At 73.6% G+C, this 16,864-nt stretch carries 15 protein-coding genes; 10 read left to right on the top strand and 5 right to left on the bottom strand.

Annotated elements, in window-relative coordinates; all coding sequences use genetic code 11:
• Nucleotides 1–6: 6 nt before the first annotated feature.
• From ABGB05_RS12920 to ABGB05_RS12930, 3 genes are all read left to right on the top strand, one after another.
• Nucleotides 7–222 carry a hypothetical protein gene (locus ABGB05_RS12920; protein ID WP_347653489.1) on the top strand — a complete coding sequence of 72 codons (216 nt, stop codon included), beginning with the start codon at nt 7–9 and terminating at the stop codon, nt 220–222.
• Nucleotides 223–319: 97 nt separating this feature from the next.
• Nucleotides 320–1,288: a hypothetical protein gene (locus ABGB05_RS12925; RefSeq protein WP_347653490.1), complete on the top strand. Its 969-nt coding sequence runs from the start codon at nt 320–322 to the stop codon at nt 1,286–1,288.
• Nucleotides 1,289–1,448: 160 nt separating this feature from the next.
• On the top strand, nt 1,449–2,780 hold the full coding sequence (locus ABGB05_RS12930) for an ABC transporter ATP-binding protein (RefSeq protein WP_347653491.1): 1,332 nt from the start codon (nt 1,449–1,451) through the stop codon (nt 2,778–2,780).
• 45 nt (nt 2,781–2,825) lie between these two features.
• Here ABGB05_RS12930 and ABGB05_RS12935 read toward each other — a convergent pair whose 3' ends face one another.
• Both ABGB05_RS12935 and ABGB05_RS12940 read right to left on the bottom strand, forming a co-directional pair.
• The gene (locus tag ABGB05_RS12935) at nt 2,826–3,401 is read right to left on the bottom strand and encodes an NADAR family protein (RefSeq protein WP_347653492.1); all 576 of its coding nucleotides are present in this window, start codon (nt 3,399–3,401) and stop codon (nt 2,826–2,828) included.
• 65 nt (nt 3,402–3,466) lie between these two features.
• Nucleotides 3,467–4,960: a protein kinase gene (locus ABGB05_RS12940; RefSeq protein WP_347653493.1), complete on the bottom strand. Its 1,494-nt coding sequence runs from the start codon at nt 4,958–4,960 to the stop codon at nt 3,467–3,469.
• A 234-nt stretch (nt 4,961–5,194) separates the two neighbouring features.
• Between ABGB05_RS12940 and ABGB05_RS12945 the strand changes: the two genes are divergently transcribed.
• The 5 genes from ABGB05_RS12945 to ABGB05_RS12965 all read left to right on the top strand — a co-directional run bounded on the left by ABGB05_RS12945 (nt 5,195) and on the right by ABGB05_RS12965 (nt 12,580).
• A complete protein-coding gene (locus ABGB05_RS12945; protein WP_347653494.1) occupies nt 5,195–6,031 on the top strand; it encodes a patatin-like phospholipase family protein in 837 nt (278 codons plus the stop codon).
• Nucleotides 6,031–7,092, top strand: coding sequence for a 1-acyl-sn-glycerol-3-phosphate acyltransferase (locus ABGB05_RS12950; protein ID WP_347653495.1), 1,062 nt, complete (start codon nt 6,031–6,033; stop codon nt 7,090–7,092). Before ABGB05_RS12945 ends, ABGB05_RS12950 begins: the two co-directional genes overlap by 1 nt.
• Before the next feature lie 10 nt (nt 7,093–7,102).
• Nucleotides 7,103–7,423 carry a divalent-cation tolerance protein CutA gene (cutA, locus tag ABGB05_RS12955; RefSeq protein WP_347653496.1) on the top strand — a complete coding sequence of 107 codons (321 nt, stop codon included), beginning with the start codon at nt 7,103–7,105 and terminating at the stop codon, nt 7,421–7,423.
• 103 nt (nt 7,424–7,526) lie between these two features.
• A complete protein-coding gene (locus tag ABGB05_RS12960; RefSeq protein ID WP_347653497.1) occupies nt 7,527–11,282 on the top strand; it encodes a hypothetical protein in 3,756 nt (1,251 codons plus the stop codon).
• Between the two features lie 248 nt (nt 11,283–11,530).
• Nucleotides 11,531–12,580, top strand: a complete 1,050-nt coding sequence (locus ABGB05_RS12965) for an acyl-CoA desaturase (protein ID WP_347653498.1) — start codon at nt 11,531–11,533, stop codon at nt 12,578–12,580.
• Nucleotides 12,581–12,653: 73 nt separating this feature from the next.
• Here ABGB05_RS12965 and ABGB05_RS12970 read toward each other — a convergent pair whose 3' ends face one another.
• Nucleotides 12,654–12,848, bottom strand: a complete 195-nt coding sequence (locus tag ABGB05_RS12970) for a hypothetical protein (protein ID WP_347653499.1) — start codon at nt 12,846–12,848, stop codon at nt 12,654–12,656.
• Between the two features lie 182 nt (nt 12,849–13,030).
• On the opposite strand from ABGB05_RS12970, the gene ABGB05_RS12975 reads away from it, so the two are divergent.
• Both ABGB05_RS12975 and ABGB05_RS12980 read left to right on the top strand, forming a co-directional pair.
• A complete protein-coding gene (locus tag ABGB05_RS12975; protein WP_347653500.1) occupies nt 13,031–13,324 on the top strand; it encodes a 4a-hydroxytetrahydrobiopterin dehydratase in 294 nt (97 codons plus the stop codon).
• A complete protein-coding gene (locus tag ABGB05_RS12980; RefSeq protein WP_347653501.1) occupies nt 13,321–14,466 on the top strand; it encodes an FHA domain-containing protein in 1,146 nt (381 codons plus the stop codon). The genes ABGB05_RS12975 and ABGB05_RS12980 overlap by 4 nt, the downstream gene beginning before the upstream one ends.
• 66 nt (nt 14,467–14,532) lie before the next feature.
• On the opposite strand, the gene rocD is transcribed toward ABGB05_RS12980, so the two are convergent.
• Together rocD and ddaH are read right to left on the bottom strand one after the other, a co-directional pair.
• The gene (rocD, locus tag ABGB05_RS12985; protein WP_347653502.1) at nt 14,533–15,741 is read right to left on the bottom strand and encodes an ornithine--oxo-acid transaminase; all 1,209 of its coding nucleotides are present in this window, start codon (nt 15,739–15,741) and stop codon (nt 14,533–14,535) included.
• A 128-nt stretch (nt 15,742–15,869) separates the two neighbouring features.
• Nucleotides 15,870–16,751, bottom strand: coding sequence for a dimethylargininase (gene ddaH, locus ABGB05_RS12990; protein WP_347653503.1), 882 nt, complete (start codon nt 16,749–16,751; stop codon nt 15,870–15,872).
• Nucleotides 16,752–16,864 lie beyond the last annotated feature (113 nt).

The following is a 16,864-nucleotide window of genomic DNA, read 5'->3' on the forward strand; positions in this document are numbered from 1 at the left end:
GTGGATGTGCTCTGTTGGTTCTGTCCGAAGGCGGCACGGGGTGGGTGCCGGTTCTGCGGGCGTGCTGTCTGTGAGGACCACGCCCGGTTCGGCCCGTACCTGCTGCAGGTGCACCGCTCCGAGGCGCGGGGCCGGGCGGAGGGCCTGGTGGTCGAGGACGCCGTACAGTGCGGGACCTGCCGGCCCCGACCGCAGCCGGTGCCGATGCCCGAGTTGGACTGACCGGCCGGGCCGGATCCGGCGGGATCGGGGCCGAGCAGGGTCGGCAGTGGCGGGCCGGGACTAGCGTGGGACGGGTTGATCCCGGGAGGTGGCCACGGTGAGTGACTTCGACGTCGTTCTGGAGCGGCTGCTCGCCGATCCGCTCTTCGCCGCCGCGCTCTCCGCCGATCCGGACGCGGCCCTCGCCGGCTACCAACTCGACGCCGACGAGGTGGCCCTGCTCCAGCTCCAGTTCGGTGCCGACCCGGGCGGGCAGCACGAGGTCGAGAGCCGGACCAACCAGTCGAGTCTGTTCGGCATGTTCACCCCGCTTGTCGGCTTTGCCGGCGCGGTGTCGGTGGCGGACCAGCTCAACGCGGCCGGGTCGGGTCGGGCCGACCCGGTGCTGCCCGAGGTCGCGCCGGCCACGGCCCCCACCGTCGCGACGCCGGTGGGCGGCCTGGCCGGTCTGGGCGACGAGATCGGTCGGTCGATCCAGTCGGCGACCGACGCCGCGCTGGCCGAACCCGCCGGTGGTCTGGCCGGCGCGGTCAGCGGTGCGGCCGGCACGGAGACGGGTCTCGGTGGTGCCGGAGCAGCGGCTGCGGTCTGCTCCGACACCGCCGAACCTCCGGCGGTGGCCGGGTTCGGCGCCGCCACCCCGGCCGCCGAGGCTGGCTTCGGCACCGCCGATCCGGCCGCAGAGGTGGGTTTCGGCACCGCCGATCCAGCTGCCGAGGCTGGCTTCGGCACGGCGTCCCCGGCGGGCGCCCCGACACCGTCCGACGCCACACCGGACGTGCCCGAGGGCTACCGCACCCGGGTGGACGTCGACGGTGACGGGGACTGGGACCGGCACACCCTGCGGGGCCGGGCCGACGGCGGCGTCGACATCCTCGTCGACGCCGACCGGGACGGCCGGACCGACTTTGTCGGACACGACCTGGACGCCGACGGACTGGTCGAGATCAGCGAGTACGACCGCGACCGCGACGGCTTCTTCGAGAAGCGGATGTACGACGACGACGGCGACGGCTGGATGGACCGCTCGGTACGGGTCGACCCGCCCCCGGACTCCGGCTACTGAGCGTCGGACCAACCGGGTGTACGGAACCGTCCCCGTACGACACCTGCCGCCGTCCGGCGCCGGGTCCCGCCGTCCGGCGCACCGTACCGGGCCGTCCGGCGCAGCAGGACTGGCGTAAGGGGCCAGTACCCGGCGACGATGGCGGCAGGAGGTGGTCGCCGTGGTAAGCATCGCCACCGACCAGTTGACGAAGGTATTCCCCGACGGCACCGTCGCGGTCGACCGGGTGAGCGTCGAGGTCGGCTCCGGCGAGTTTGTCGTCCTGGTCGGCCCGACGGGTTGCGGCAAGTCGACGATCCTGCGTCTGGTCGCCGGGCTGGAGGAGCCGACCGCCGGGCAGGTCCTGATCGACGGCCGTCCGGTGGAACGGGGTGCCGGACCGGACCGGCGGTTGTCGATGGTCTTCCAGGACCACGCCCTCTATCCACATCTGACGGTGGCACAGAACATCGGGTTTCCGCTGAGTACCGGCACCGCTCCGGTGGTCGACCCGGCCCGCCGGGTGGCCGAGGTCGCCGCGCAGCTCGGCATCACCGACCTGCTGCACCGCCGTCCCCGCCAGCTCTCCGGCGGGCAACGTCAGCGGGTGGCGATGGCCCGGGCCATCGCCGGCGACTCGCGGGCGTTCCTGCTCGACGAGCCGCTGTCCAACGTGGACGCAGGGCTGCGGGCCGAGCTGCGCGCCGAGGTCGCGGCGCTGGCCCGGCGGCTGGGGCTCACCACCCTGTACGTGACCCACGACCAGGTCGAGGCGATGACCATGGCGGACCGGGTCGCGGTGCTGCGTCGCGGGGTGCTCCAACAGGTCGGCCCCCCGGACGAGGTGTACCGCGACCCGCACACCCTGTTCGTCGCGGCGTTCCTCGGTACGCCCCGGGCGAACCTGCTGCAGGCCGCCGTCTACGCCACCGACGGGACGGTGGTGCTCGACCTCGGCTCCCAGCTGCTCGAACTGCCGGCCGACGACCCCCGGGTGCCGGCCCTGCGGACCCGCCACACCGCGCGGGTGACCGTGGCGCTGCGGGCCGACGCGTTGACCCCGGTCCCGCCGGGGACGACGGCCGACCCCCCGGTCATCCGGGGAGTCGTCCGTCTCGTCGAGAACCTCGGGCACCAGGCGTTGGTGCACGTCACGACCGACACGGTGCCGACCTCGAACGACCAGGCCCGGCTGGAGCACCCGGACCCCGGTCAGCCCCTCGCCGCGGTGCTCGCCGACGACTTGCCGGCCGGGCATCCGGTCCGGGACCGCCTGAACAGGATGATTCCCCATCAGCGCGGCGCACGGCAGCCGGCGACGGCCCGCACCGAGTACGGCTTCTATCCGGTCTACGATCCGGAACTCGGTGCCGATCCACCGGTCGCCGGCGAGCTGGTGGTCCGGATGCCGGCCGCGGCTCTGCCCCGGCGCGGCGAACTGGTCAGCCTCGCCGTCGACCTGGACCAACTGCTGCTGTTCGACGGGGCGGGCGACCGGATCCGTCTGGACTGACTCTGCCACCGGGCGGCGGTGCGGCCGGTCGACGGGGCCGCCGGGTCAGTCCGGTGCCGCCGCCAGGATGCTCCGGACCCGCATCAGCGCGAAGCCAAGCAGGTTGAGCCCACGCCAGTGCGCCGGGTCCCCGGCCCGGGGATCGTCGGCGGCGAGCCCGATGCCCCAGACCTGGTCGAGCGGACTGGCCTCCACCAGCACCCGCTCGCCGGTGGCGACCAGATAGTCCCGCAGCTCGGGGTGCTGACCGAACTTCGCCAGGTTGCCGGCGACGACCAGGTCGAACCGCTGGGCGTTCCAGACCGACTGGTCGAAACCACGTACCCGCTGGCCCAGGGCCTTGGCCGCGCCCGGGCTCGGGGCGACCAGCACCTGCCGGGCGATCGGCTCGTCTCCGAAGAGCCGGGCCTTGCCCGCCATCATGTAGTGCTCCGCGGTGGCGTACCGGACACCGTCCACGGTGAACGACGACGGCCACCACTGGCTGAGGCATCCGGCGCCGACCACGCCACCGCGCCCCGGCCGGTGCCCCCAGAAGAAGACGTACCTCACCGGGGCGCCGTCGGCGAGCAGGGCGCGGAGTTCCTCGACGGTGCCGGGCGGTGTGGAGAGGGCGGACATGGCGGAGAGGGTGGCACAGGGTGCCGGGTGCCGGCCAGGGGATTGGACCGGCACCCGGCGTAGGCCTATGCCGCCCCCGCCAACTGGGTCAGGGCGGCGTCGAGAAGTCGGGCGTACTCGGGGGTTATCGAGCCCTCGCTGAGGCGCACCGCGACCTTGTCGCGGAGCACCGTCGCCTCCCCCGACAGGTCGGCCGGCCCGGTTGCCAGCCCGGTCCGGAGGTTACGCAGATGGTTGCGCAGGTCCACCCCGGCATGGTCGCGGATCGCGCTGGCCGCCAGGCCGTCGGTGACGATCTGGTCCAGGCTGGCCATGACCTCGTTCACCGAGGGGGTGGCGTCCGGGCGCCGAACGGTCGCGGTGGCCGGCGCGGTCGCCGTCGTCACCGTCGCGGGCACGGTCGCCGTCGTGGTGGCCGGTGTCCGGGTCGGCGTCGGGCCCACGTCTCCGGAGGGCGCCGACGGTGTCGGCCCGGCGCCCGGTCCGGTGCTGCCCGCCCCGCCGGTGGGCCTGCCGCCCGGGTCGGCGCCGAGGGTCGCGGCGACGATCACGACGGCGGTGAGTACGACCAACGCCGTCGCCGTGATGAGCAGCACTCGGCCGGGATGCCTCGGCTGGCGGCGCGGTTCCGACACTCCCGGCTCTGCCGCCGACGGGTCGTCCGGGCCGCCGGCCGGCGGCCCGGGTCGCACGGTCGGCGCCGGCACGGTCGACGACGCCGGCTCGACCGCCCGCAGTTGGGCACGGAGCGTCTCGGCGACCTGCGCGGCGGTCGGTCGACCGAACGGATCGCGGTCCAGGCAGCGCAGACAGATGTCGGCCACCGCGGCCGGCACGTCCGGTACGCCGTCCAACGTCGGCTCGATCCCGGACTGCAGTGCCCGGGTCAACTCGTCCCAGGTCTCCGCCGGAAACGGCACCCGGCCGGTCAGCGTCTCGTGCAGCAGCACCCCGAGCGAGTACGTGTCGGTCGCCGGCTGGGCCGGCAACCCGTCCAGCCGCTCCGGGGCGACGTACGCCGGGGTGCCGAACGTCTCGCCGTCCTCGTCCTCGTCCGGGGCTCCGACGTGGGTGGCGATACCGAAGTCGAGCACCTTGGCCCCGGTCGCCGTCATCATGATGTTGGCCGGGGTGATGTCCCGGTGCACGATGCCCAGCCGGTGGGCCGCGGCGAGCGCCTCGGCCACCTGCGCACAGATCCCGACCGCCGTCGGCCAGGGCAGCGCGCCGGCGGTGAGCTGTGCCTTCAACTCCTCGCCGGTGAGCAGTTCCATCACCACGAAGGAGGTGATCTCACCGTCCGGGCCGAGGGTCTCACCGTAGTCGTGCACGGCGGTGACATGCGGATGGACGAGCTGCGCGGCGGCCCGGGCCTCGTCCCGGACCATCTCCCGGAACTTGGTGTCGGCGGCGAGTGACGCGGCGAGCACCTTCACCGCGACCACCCGGTCGAGTACCTCGTCACGGGCCCGCCAGATCACCGACATGCCGCCGGCACCGATCCTGTCGATAAGACGATATCTCCGGGCGAGCAGGCCGCCCGCCTGCAACGCTGCCATCGTTCGTCGCACCTGCCTGGAAGAGTCGGGGGATTACATCAGGCCGTGTGGGGGGTCGTACCAGGCTGCGTGACGGACCAACTCCTGTCAATGACAGCCACTCTCGCCGATGCATCCCCTTTGCTGCCAGAAAGTCCTCTCCGGCCTGCTCCCGCTCCGGCCCGGCGGAGCGGCGACCGACCGGCAGGGACCGCTGACGTGGCCGACTGGGCGGCCCGTGCCAGGATGAATGACATGGTCAGCGGTCCGGTGGCGTTCGTGCTCGGCGGCGGTGGGGTGCTCGGCGCCGTCGAGGTCGGCATGCTGCGGGCGCTGTTCCGGGCCGGCATCCAGCCCGATCTGGTGCTCGGTACGTCGATCGGCGCGGTCAACGGCGCCCTGGTGGCCGCCGACCCGAGCGAGGGGGTCACCAACCGGCTCGTCCGGCTCTGGGCGTCGCCGGAGGCGGCCGAGGTCTACGGCGACTCGATCGCCCGGCAACTGCGCCGGTTCGCCGCCCGTACCCATCTGCACTCGCCACGTCCGCTGCGCCGGCTGCTCGAAGCCGAACTCGGCGAGCAGACCACCTTCGCCGACCTCAAGGTGCCGTTCCGGTGTTGTGCGGCCAGCATCGAACGGGCCGCCGAGCACTGGTTCACCGCCGGCCCGCTGGTGCCGGCCGTCCTCGCCTCCGCGTCGGTGCCCGGTCTGCTGCCGCCGGCCCGGATCGACGACGAGCACTACGTCGACGGCGGGATCGTCAACTCGATCCCGATCGGCGAGGCGGTGCACGCGGGCGCCAAGCAGATCTTCGTACTCCAGGTCGGTCGGATCGAGCGTCCGCTGACCCCGCCGCGCCGTCCGTGGGAGATCGCCCAGGTGGCGTTCGAGATCGCCCGCCGGCACCGGTTCGCCCGGGAGATGGCGGCACTCCCCGACGACGTGGACGTACACGTGCTGCCGACCGGCGGACCCGGACCCCGGGACGACACCCCGTGGGCGTACCGGGACATGGCGGCGGTCGGGCGGCGGATCAGCCGGGCCTACACGGCGTCCCGCCGCTACCTCACCGAACACGTGGACCTCGGCTGATGCCGTTGCCACCGAGGTGGGTCCGGCGGCTCCTGCTCGCCCCGGGTACGGTGCTGCTCGCCTTCCTCGTGGTCAGCCTGCTGCCGGTGTGGCTGATCGTCGCCGCGGCCGCCTCGCCGCTGGTCCCCGGCTACCTCCGCCCGCTGCGGCTGCTCTGGCTCGGCATCGTCTACCTCTGTTGGGACGCCGCCGCGCTGGTCGTCCTCTTCGGGCTCTGGGTCGGTTCCGGCTTCGGCTGGCGCAGCCGGTCCCCGTCGTTCCAGCGTGCCCACTACCAGTTGGCCGGCTGGTTCCTCACCTTCCTGTTCTGGCAGGCCCGGTGGACCCTACGGCTGCGCATCGACGTGGTCGGCACCGACCCGGACACCGCCCTGCCCGGCCGCCCCGAACTGGTGCTCTGCCGGCACGCCGGCCCCGGCGACTCGTTCATCCTGATCCACGCGTTGGTGAACTGGTTCAAGCGGGAACCGCGGATCGTCCTCAAGGACACCCTGCAGTGGGATCCGGCGGTGGACGTACTGCTGAACCGGCTGCCGAACCGCTTCATCGCCGGCCGGGAGCGCCAGGCCCGGCGGCTCGGCCGCACCGAACGGCCCGGCGCGCCCCGGGAGGCCCTGGTCGAGCAGATCGGGCACCTCGCCCAGGGTCTCGACGAGAACGACGCCTTCGTGATCTTTCCCGAGGGCGGCAACTTCACCCCCCGGCGTCGGCTCCGCGCGATCGACCTGCTGCGGTCCCGGGGCCTCGACGCGATGGCGAAGCGGGCCGAGGCGATGCGGCACGTGCTCGCCCCGCAACCGGGTGGGGTGCTGGCCGCCCTGGACGCCGCCCCGGAGGCCGGCGTCGTCTTCGTCGCGCACACCGGGTTGGACCGGATGGTCACCGTCGCCGACGTGTGGCGGGAACTGCCGATGGACAAGCGGATCGTGATGCGGTTCTGGTCCGTACCGCCGGAGGAGGTGCCGCCCGGACGACAGGAGCGGATCGACTGGCTCTTCGACTGGTGGGCGCGGATCGACGCGTGGATCGACACGCACCGCCCCGACCCGGATCCGCAGTAGGGTGCCCGGCGTGGACCAGATCTGCGTCGTGACGACGGTCGTGGACGCCCGGGCGGTCGCGGACGTGATGGCCGCCGCGGCGGTCGCCGGCCGGTTGGCGGCCTCGGCCCAGGTGAGCGGGCCGGTGGAGAGCACCTACTGGTGGGAGTCACGACTGGAGACGACCCGGGAGTGGACGGTCCGGTTCAAGACCACCCCGGACCGGGTGGCCGCCCTCGTCGACCAGGTGCGGGCCGCCCACCCGTACGAGATACCGGAGATCCTGGTCAGCTGGGTGGAGGGCGGCAACCCGGACTACACCGCCTGGCTACACGAACAGACCCGGCCGTGACCGGCGGCAGGTCCCGGCAGTCCGGCCACGCGGGTCGGCGTACCTGCCCCGGATAGGTACGCGCACTCTGTGGGCGGTCGTGGCGTCGGCGGAGCATGGCGGCATGACCGAAGGCGTGCGCGCGTACCCCTGCCCGGTGTGCGGGACCGGGGCCGACCTGGTGACCGGCTGCCCGGGCTGCCGGCGGGGTCCGGACCCGGTCGCCGCCGAGGTGATCCGGCTCGAGGGAGAGATCGCCGCGCTGACCGTCCGGGTGGTCCAGGCCCGGGAGGCGTACCGGACCCTCGAGGCCACGCTCCGGCAGACCCGGCAGCGTCGCGAGACGCTCGCCGGGCAGGTCCGGGCCGCCGCGCTCGCCGCGCGGCAGGCCGCGACCAGGATGGCCCCGCCGCGCCCGGTGCCCACCCCGACCGGCCCGACCAGCGCCGTCCTCGCGCCGGTCGCGCCGCCGGTCGCGACCGCCGCCGGCCCGGCCCCGGTCACGCTTCCGGCACCGGTACGACCGGAGGCCTCCACCCGGACCGTGCAGAACGTTCTCTTCGTCCTCGGTGGCCTGCTGCTCGGGGCGGCCGCGATCGTCTTCACCGTGGTCGCCTGGGCCACCGTCGGCCTCACCGGACGGGCCGCGATCCTCGCCGGGCTGACCGGGCTGGCGCTCGCCCTGCCGGTGCTCGCCCGGCGCCGGGGCCTCACCGCCACCGCCGAGACCTTCGCGGCGATCGGTCTGCTGCTGGTACTGCTCGACGGGTACGCGGTCTGGGCAGTCGACCTGTTCGGGGTGGGCGACTGGCCCCGGGCCCGGTACGTCGCACTGGTCGCCGGGGTCGGCGCGGTGGTGGCCGCCGGCTACCGGCGGCTGACCGGGCTCACCGCGCCGTGGTTCGCCGGACTGCTGCTGGTCCAACCGGTGGCGCCGCTGCTGGCGTTCGACGCGCGGGTCGGCGCGACCGGTTGGACGCTGGCGTTCGCCGCGCTGGCGGTGCTCGACCTTCTCCTGACCCGGGGGCGGGGTGGCGACGGACCGGCGGGCCTCGACCTGGCCCGCCGGTCCGTCGCGTGGCTCGGCTACGGCGTCGCGGTGCTCGCCTCGGCGTGCTGCGCGGTGCTGGCGCTCGCGCTCACCGACGGTCCGTACGCCGCCTTCGCCGGTGCTCCGCTGCTGGTGCCGCCCCTGCTGCTGGTCGCCGGGGCGGTGCTGACCCGGGACGACGGGTTCGGGGCGGCCGCCGGTGGACTCCTCGTGGTGGCGCTCGGTGGCGCCCTGGTCCGGGCGGTGGCGGAACTCGACGGACCGGTGCTGGTCGGCTCGGCCGTCGTCTTCGCCCTGGTCGCCGGGGTGGTGCAGGCCTGCGCCCGGCTGCTGCCGCCCGGGGTACGCCTCGGCCCGTACGCCGGCAGCCTGGCCGCGGTGGCGGCCCTGGCCACCATCACCGGCGGGATGGCGCTGGTCACCGCCCTGGACACCGGGCTCCGGTCGCAGCCGGTCTGGCGGGCCGACCTGACGGTCGACACCGGGCCGTTCGACTGGCAGGCGCCGGTGGCGCTGCCGCTCGCGGTCGGCGCGCTGGTGTTCCTGTTGCCGACCCGGGGACGATGGCCGGCCGGGATCGCCGGCGGGGTGTTGACGATGCTGGCGCTGCCGACCGCGGTGCCGCTGCCCTGGTGGGCGATCGCGCTGCTGAGCCTCGGCATGGCGGCGGCGCTGGCCGTCGCCGCGGTCCGGACCGGCCGCCCGGGCTGGGCGGTCGGACCGCTCGCCGGCGCCGCCGTCCTGACCGCCGGACACGCCCTGGTGGTCGGGCTGGCCCGGCCGGCCGGTGCCGCCGGGGTCCTCGCCGGCATCGTGCTGACCGGGGCGGCGGTCGCGGTGACCGCCGGGCGGAACCGCTCCGAACGGCCGGGCCCGGCCCGGGTGGTCGGCGGGCTTGCGGTGGCGGTCGCCGTCCTGGCCGTGCCGGGCGCGGTGGTTCTCGGCCTTTTCGCCGTCGACGTACCGCCGTGGTGGCAGGCCCGGGCGGCGCTCGCCAGCACGGTGCTGCTGACCGTCGGCGTCCTGCTGACCGCCGTCCGGACGTCCGTCTCCGCACCCTCGCCGGCGGTGCAGCCCGTTCCCGTACCCTCGCCGGCGGTGCAGCCCGTTCCCGTATCGGCACCGGCGGTGCAGCCCGGCTCCGCGCCGTCGCCCGGTCCGGACGGCCGGGACGGTGTGGTCCGGTCCCAGCCGGTGGCGGCCGGCTACCTGCCCTACGCGGGTGCGGCGTTGTCGCTGGTGGCGCTGGTGGTCGGGTTCTCGCCCACCCTCTCCGGAGTCGCCGAACCGGCGGGCATGTACGCCGCCGGGGCGCTGCTGACCGCTGTCGCGGTCGGGGTCGCGGCGCGTCCCTGGCGGTGGCCGGTCCGCCGGCCATCTGCGGGTACGGTCCATCGGCCCGCTTCGGGTACGGGTGCCGAGCCCCTGCCCGCCACCCTGTGGACGGTCACCTCACTGGTCTCCACGACGTTGCTGCTGCTCCGGGTCACCGTCGCGGTGGTGCCGGCGTTCGTGGCGGTCTTCCTCGCGCCGTACGCCTGGCTGGGGCGGATCTGGTCGGGACCGCCGGCCGGCGTCGGGCTGACCCCGGCCGACTGGCGGCCCGACCTGCCGCAGGTGGTGACGCTGCTGCTGCTCGCCGGGACGGCGGCGGTGGCCGGTTGGGCGTGGCGGCGTACCGCCCGCGCGGCGGTGTTGGTCGCCGTACCGTTCCTGGCGACCACGGCACTGACCGGGCTCGCCGCCGCCGGTGCCCGTTGGCCCACCGTGCCGGCGCTGGCGCTCGCCGGTGGACTGGTGGCGTTGCACGGCGCGGCGCTCACCGCGAGGGTCGGCCGGGCCGGCCAGGTTGTCGTACCGCTGGGCGTGGCGCTCACCGGCGCGGGCCTCGCCGGGCTGCTGCCGACCAGGTCCGGCACGATCGTCGGGCTGACCGTGCTGGTCGCGGCCGGGCTGACCGTCGGCCTGCTCGGACGCGGTCGCCACGCCCGGGTGTCCGGTTGGCTGGGTACGACCACGGCGGCGGTGCTGCTGGCGGTGGCCGCCCCGCTCGCCGCCGGCCAGCCGCTCCGGGTCGCCGCGCTGGTGGTGCTCGGGGTCGCTGCGGCGTCGCTGGCCGGCGGGGTCGTCCTGCGTGGTCTGCTCCCGTCCGCGTCGGCCGACCGACGGCGCGTCGAGGCGATCGCCGCCGAGGCGGCCGGGTATGCAGCGGCCCTGGTCGCGCTGGTGTTGACCGTCGGCGAGCCGCGGTACGCGGCGACGGTCTGCCTGCTGTGGGGAGTGGTGCTGGGGCTGCGGGCACTGCGTCCGGCGGAGCCGGAGCACCGACGCTGGGCCTACGCGGCCGGTGCCGGCGCGGCCGAAATGCTCGGGATCTGGCTGCTGCTCGCCTCGGCCGAGGTGGCGCTGGTCGAGGCGTACACCCTGCCGGCGGCGCTGCTGGCGCTGCTGGTCGGCGGGCTGGCCACCCGGGCCTGGCCGGGACTGAGCAGTTGGGTCGGGTACGGACCCGGACTCGCCGCCGCGCTGCTGCCGAGTCTGGTGTCGGTGCTGGTCGCCGGCGGGCAGCCGGAGCGTCGGCTGCTGCTCGGCGTCGGTGCGCTGGTGACCGTACTCGTCGGTGCCCGGTGGCGACGGCAGGCGCCGGTGGTGCTCGGTGGAGTGGTGCTCTCGGTGCAGGCGGTGCGGGAGAGCGTCGGCATCTGGGAACGGTGGCCCTGGATCTTCCTCGCCATCGGTGGTTTCACGCTCATCGGCCTGGCCGTCACGTACGAACGGCGGCGCCGGGATCTGCGGCGGCTGCGCGGCGCGGTCGGCCGGATGAGCTGAGCCGGCGGATCCGACGGTCCGCTCGTCCGGCCGACGGTGGGCCTGGTGCGGCGGCCGGCTCGTCCGGCCGACGGCGGGCCGGCCGGTGTGCCGCTGTTTCCAGCATCGGGATCCGTCAATCAAACCGGGGGGATAGCCCTACCCCGGATACGGGGGCTTCCGGGGTTACTGAGTGCACCTGATCACGGGAGGCTTGAGGGCCTAGCCGCCCAGCGGTGTGGCCGGAATAACCTGATTGGGGATGAAGAATGGCGATCAGCGCGCTGGCTGAGCCAGCCGTACGGCGTGGTAGCGACTACTCTCAGTTATCGCGTCGGATCAGTCAGGCGGGCCTGCTGGAACGGCGCACCGGTTGGTACGTCACCCGGATCGCGGTGACCATCGGGCTCTTCGTCGCCGGCTGGATCGCCTTCGCCGCGGTCGGGAACTCGTGGTGGCAACTGCCGGTCGCGGTCTTCCTGGCGTTCGCCACCACCCAGGTCGCGTTCCTCGGCCACGACGCCGGGCACAAGCAGATGTTCCGGAACCGGCGGGCCAGCGAGATCGCCGGCCTGATCGCCGGCAACCTCGCGACCGGACTCAGCTACGGCTGGTGGATCGACAAGCACAACCGGCACCACGCCAACCCGAACCACGAGGACGAGGACCCCGACGTCGGGGCGGGCGCCCTGGTCTGGACCCACGAGCAGGCGCTGGCGACCCGGGGCTTCGGACGGTGGATGGCGCGCCGGCAGGCGTACCTCTTCTTCCCGCTGCTGCTGCTGGAAGGGCTGGCGCTGCACGTGGCGAGTGTGCGGGCGCTGCGCGGCACGCCGATGCGGCACCGGCGGGTCGAGGCACTGCTGCTGGTGGTGCACACCGTGGGCTACCTCGGCGTGCTGTTCACCGTGCTGTCCCCGGTGCGGGCGCTGGTGTTCATCGCCGTCCACCAGGGGCTGTGGGGGCTCTACATGGGGTGCTCGTTCGCCCCGAACCACAAGGGCATGCCGGTGATGACCGCCGAGGACAACCTCGACTTCCTGCGCAAGCAGGTGCTGACCTCGCGCAACGTACGGGGCGGAGTGGTCGTCGACTTCCTGCTCGGCGGCCTCAACTACCAGATCGAGCACCACCTGTTCCCGAGCATGCCCCGGGCCAACCTCCGGAAGGCGCAGCCGATCGTGACTGAGTTCTGCGCCGAGCGCGGCATCCCGTACGAGGAGACCGGACTCTTCGACTCCTACCGGCAGGCCCTCCGGCACCTGCACGAGGTTGGCGCACCGCTGCGGGCCGCCGACCGGGCGACCGCCGTCGGCTGAGTGGCCGTGAAGGAACGCGGGAGCCCGGCCGGGGACGGCGTCCGTCCCCGACCGGGCTCCGCTGAGGTACGACTCAGGCGTTCATCAGTCCGAGCAGTTCGTCCGGCATGTCCGACACCTCGGACGGGTCCGGCTTCCTGATCTCCACCGGCTTGCCGAAGTTGTCGTAGGCGACCCGCATCTCGCCGAGCATCGGCGACACGCTCTTGGTGTCCACCGAGATCTCGGTGAGCCGGCCCTGCTCGTCGACCTTGGCGGTGAACGGCACCGACCGGACCCTGTCGCCGTGCCGTATCGACTGCGGTGGCCGGTCCGGCAGGCAGCGTAGCGACCGGGTCCCACATCCGCCGCCGAAATTCGCCCCCACCGCAGAGGCTCGCTTCCACCGCCGAGATCGGTCGGGAAACGGATGCTCTCCACGGTGTCGACCCCCGGCGGTAAGGTCTGGCCATGGCAGACGTGCTGGACGCGGGGGCGGTGCGGGCCGAGCTGGAGGGGTTGGACGGCTGGTCCGGTGATCCGGCCTGCATCGGCCGTACCGTCGAACTACCCGGATTCCGTGACGCGATCGGTGTCGTGGACCGGGTCGCGGTGGTCGCGGAGGAACTCGACCACCATCCCGACATCGACATCCGCTGGCGCACGGTGACCTTCCGGTGCGCCACACACTCGGCCGGCGGAGTCACTCGACGCGACGTCGAGTTGGCGCGGCGTATCGACGAGATAGTCCGGGGAGCGGCGTGAGATTTGAGATAAGCAAGGTCCTCGACGCGATCGAGGGCCGGGTCAGCACCGATCCCGACCTGGTCCGGGCGGTGCTCGACCTGGCGGAGGTGGTCCGGTACGTCGACCTGGACGGCGGGCGGCCGGCCAGCACGCTGCGACTGGGCATGGTGATGGACGCGCTCGGGCGGCAGCTCGAGGAGGACAACGTCCCGGTGTACGCCGTGGTGCACCGGGCCCTGCTCAGCGAGGCCGACCTGACCTCCAACGAGCGGATGGTGTTGCGCCGCTGGGCCGACGAGGGCCTGATCGAGGTCCTCAACAATCCGGGTGACCGGGTGCTGGAGGTGGCCGAGCTGCTCGGGCTGCCGGTGCTGAGCCGGGCCCGGTACGACGGGATGGCCGGCCGTTTCCCCTGGGTGACCGGGCAGCCGGGGCGCCTGCTGGCCCCGCTGCCGGGGGCCGGTGGGCCGGTGCTGGTGCCGAGGGTGAAGGGCAACAACCCCGGACCGGTCGGACCCTCGCCGACCGGGCGCAAGCTGCTCGCCCGCACCTGGCGCTGCAAGGAGCCGGGCTGTGTGCTGTTCGGCGGCTCCGGCGGGGGCGCCTTCGCCGACCTGGCCGAGATCGACCGCAAGCCGAGCGGCCAGCCGCCGCCCCGGCTGCGCGCCGGCCAGCCGATCTGCCCCCGGCACGACCAGCGGCTGACCGACGCCGGCCCCCGCCCCGGCACCGAGGTGCTGTCGGTGCGGATCGGCGGCATGGTGCGGCGCCGGTTCGTGGTCGCCGCCGACCGGCCGGTGCTGGTCGGCCGGGCGCCGGAGGAGAGCACCGGGGTCCGGCTCGGGCAGTGGCTGAACGACGAGGCGCGACGCTGGATCAGCCGCAGCCACGTACGGTTCGAGCTGCGGGGTGCCGATCTGGTCGCGCAGGACGTCAGCACCAACGGTTCCGGTATCCGTCCGGGCGGGTCGCTGGAGGAGTCGGAGCGGATCGGGTTGGCCCGGCAGCAGTCCCGGGTGCTGCGTCCGGGCGACATCGTCGAGCTGTATCCCGGCGTTCAGGTGGGTCGGGCCAGCACCTGGGCCTCCGGTGGCATGAGCAACCCGACCTCGGTGATGGCCGAGGCGCCGACGATGGCGATGCGGGTGGTCGACCGCTGACCGTTCGGGTTGGGTGTGCGGAAGGGCTCCTTCCCAGCGTTTCCGGTGGAGGAGGGGCCCTTCCGGTCAGCCCAGGACGGCGGTGAGCTGGGCGACCGCGTGGTCGAGCTCGTCGGCGGTCACCACCAGCGGCGGGGCGAGTCGGATCGTCGAACCGTGGGTGTCCTTGGCCAGTACGCCCCGCTCGGCGAGCCGCTCGCACGCCTGCCGCCCGGTCATCAGCGCCGGGTCGATGTCCACCCCGGCCCACAGCCCCCGGCCGCGTACGGCGACCAGCCCCTCGCCGATCAGCCCGCGGAGCGCGTCGTGCAGGTGGGCCCCGAGTTCGGCCGAGCGGCGCTGGAACTCGCCGGTGGCGAGCAGGCGTACCACCTCGGTGGCGACCGCGCAGGCCAGCGGGTTGCCGCCGAACGTGGAGCCGTGTTCGCCGGGCCGCAGCACGCCGAGGATGTCGGCGTCGGCGGCGACCGCCGAGACCGGGACGATGCCGCCACCGAGCGCCTTGCCGAGGACGTACATGTCGGGGACGACGTTCTCGTGGTCGCAGGCGAAGGTCTCCCCGGTCCGGCCGAGCCCGGACTGGATCTCGTCGGCGACGAAGAGCACGTTCCGTTCGGTGCAGAGCCGCCGGACCCCGGGCAGATAGCCGGTGGGCGGTACGACCACACCCTGCTCGCCCTGGATCGGCTCCAGCAGTACGGCGACGGTGGTCTCGTCGATCGCGTCGGCGAGCGCGGCGAGGTCGCCGTACGGGACGATCCGGAAGCCCGGGGTGTACGGCCCGAAGTCGTCCCGGGCGTCGGGGTCGGTGGAGAAGCTGACGATGGTGGTCGTCCGACCGTGGAAGTTGCCGTCCGCGACGACGATGGTGGCCTGGCCGGCCGGCACACCCTTGACCTGGTAACCCCACTTCCGGGACACCTTGATCGCGGTCTCCACCGCCTCGGCGCCGGTGTTCATCGGCAGGACGAGGTCCTTGCCGCAGAGTTGGGCGAGTTCCCGGCAGAAGTCGGCGAACTGGTCGTGGATGAACGCCCGGCTGGTCAGGGTGAGCCGGTCGAGCTGGGCGTGCGCGGCGGCGATCAGCGTCGGATGCCGGTGACCGAAGTTCAGCGCCGAGTAGCCGGCGAGGCAGTCCAGGTAGCGGCGACCGTCGACGTCGGTCACCCAGGCCCCCTCGGCGGAGGAGACCACCACCGGCAGCGGGTGGTAGTTGTGCGCCGTCCAGCGTTCGGCGTCGCGTACCGCCTCGGGGGTGCGCAGCACGTCGTCCATGAGTTTTCCTTCGTTCGCGACCGCGGGGCTCACTCGCTGCGCTCGTTCACTCCTCGCGCTGATGCTCACGAGTCCTTCTTCGTTCGCGACTGCGGGGCTCACTCGCTGCGCTCGTTCACTCCTCGCGCTCACCGGTCCGCCTCTCGTTCCCGCAGCACCAGGGTGCAGCACTTCGGTCCGCCGCCGGCCTTACGCAGCTCGGACAAATCAATACCGATTGTGTCGTATCCCCGGTCCCGCAGGGCTGCCGACAGTCCGGTGGCCTGGGCCGGAAGGACAACGTGCCGGCCGTCGCTCACCGCGTTCAGGCCGAGCACCTCGGCGTCGGCGGCGGTGGCCAGGACCGCGTCCGGGAAGAGCTGCCGCAGCACCGCCCGGCTGCCCGGGGAGAAGGCCTCCGGCAGGTACGCCACGGTCCGGTCGTCGAGCACGCACAGCGCCGTGTCGAGGTGGTAGAAGCGCGGGTCGACCAGGCGCAACGTGACCACCGGCCGGCCGAAGAGTTCCTGCACCTCGGGGTGGGCCGCGTGACTGGTCCGGAACCCGGTCCCGGCGAGCAGCAGGTCGCCGACGGCCAGGATGTCGCCCTCACCCTCGTTGATGTGCTTGGCCTCGGAGACCTCGAAACCGGCCCGGTCCAGCCAGGCCGCGTACGCCGGTGCCTCGTCGGCCCGCTCCGGGTCGCGGAACTGTACGGCGAGGGCCCGACCGTCGACGACCGTCGCGCCGTTCGCCGCGAAGACCATGTCGGGCAGGCCGGGCAGCGGCTCGATCTCCTCCACCGTGTGCCCGAGCTCGAGGTACGTCCGCCGCAGCGTCTCCCACTGCCGGATCGCGAGCGCGGTGTCGACCGGTGCGGCCGGGTCCATCCACGGGTTGATCGTGTACTCGACGGCGAAGTACGTCGGCCGGCACATCAGATAGCGGCGGCGTACCGGGTCGACCGGTACGGGTCCACCAGGCAGCCGGTCGGGGTCACGACCCGGTCGAGGGGTGGCGTCCAACGTCATGGTCCTGCTCCAGGGGATTCGGGCGCGCCCGGCCTCGGTACGGCTCGCGGGCTGGCGCCCAACCCACGGTATGCGGGTCGCGGCGGCAGGAACCACCGGTGGAACTTGCGTGA

Origin of the sequence: Plantactinospora sp. B5E13 (genome assembly GCF_039871775.1) — a bacterium.
Taxonomy (GTDB): domain Bacteria; phylum Actinomycetota; class Actinomycetes; order Mycobacteriales; family Micromonosporaceae; genus Plantactinospora.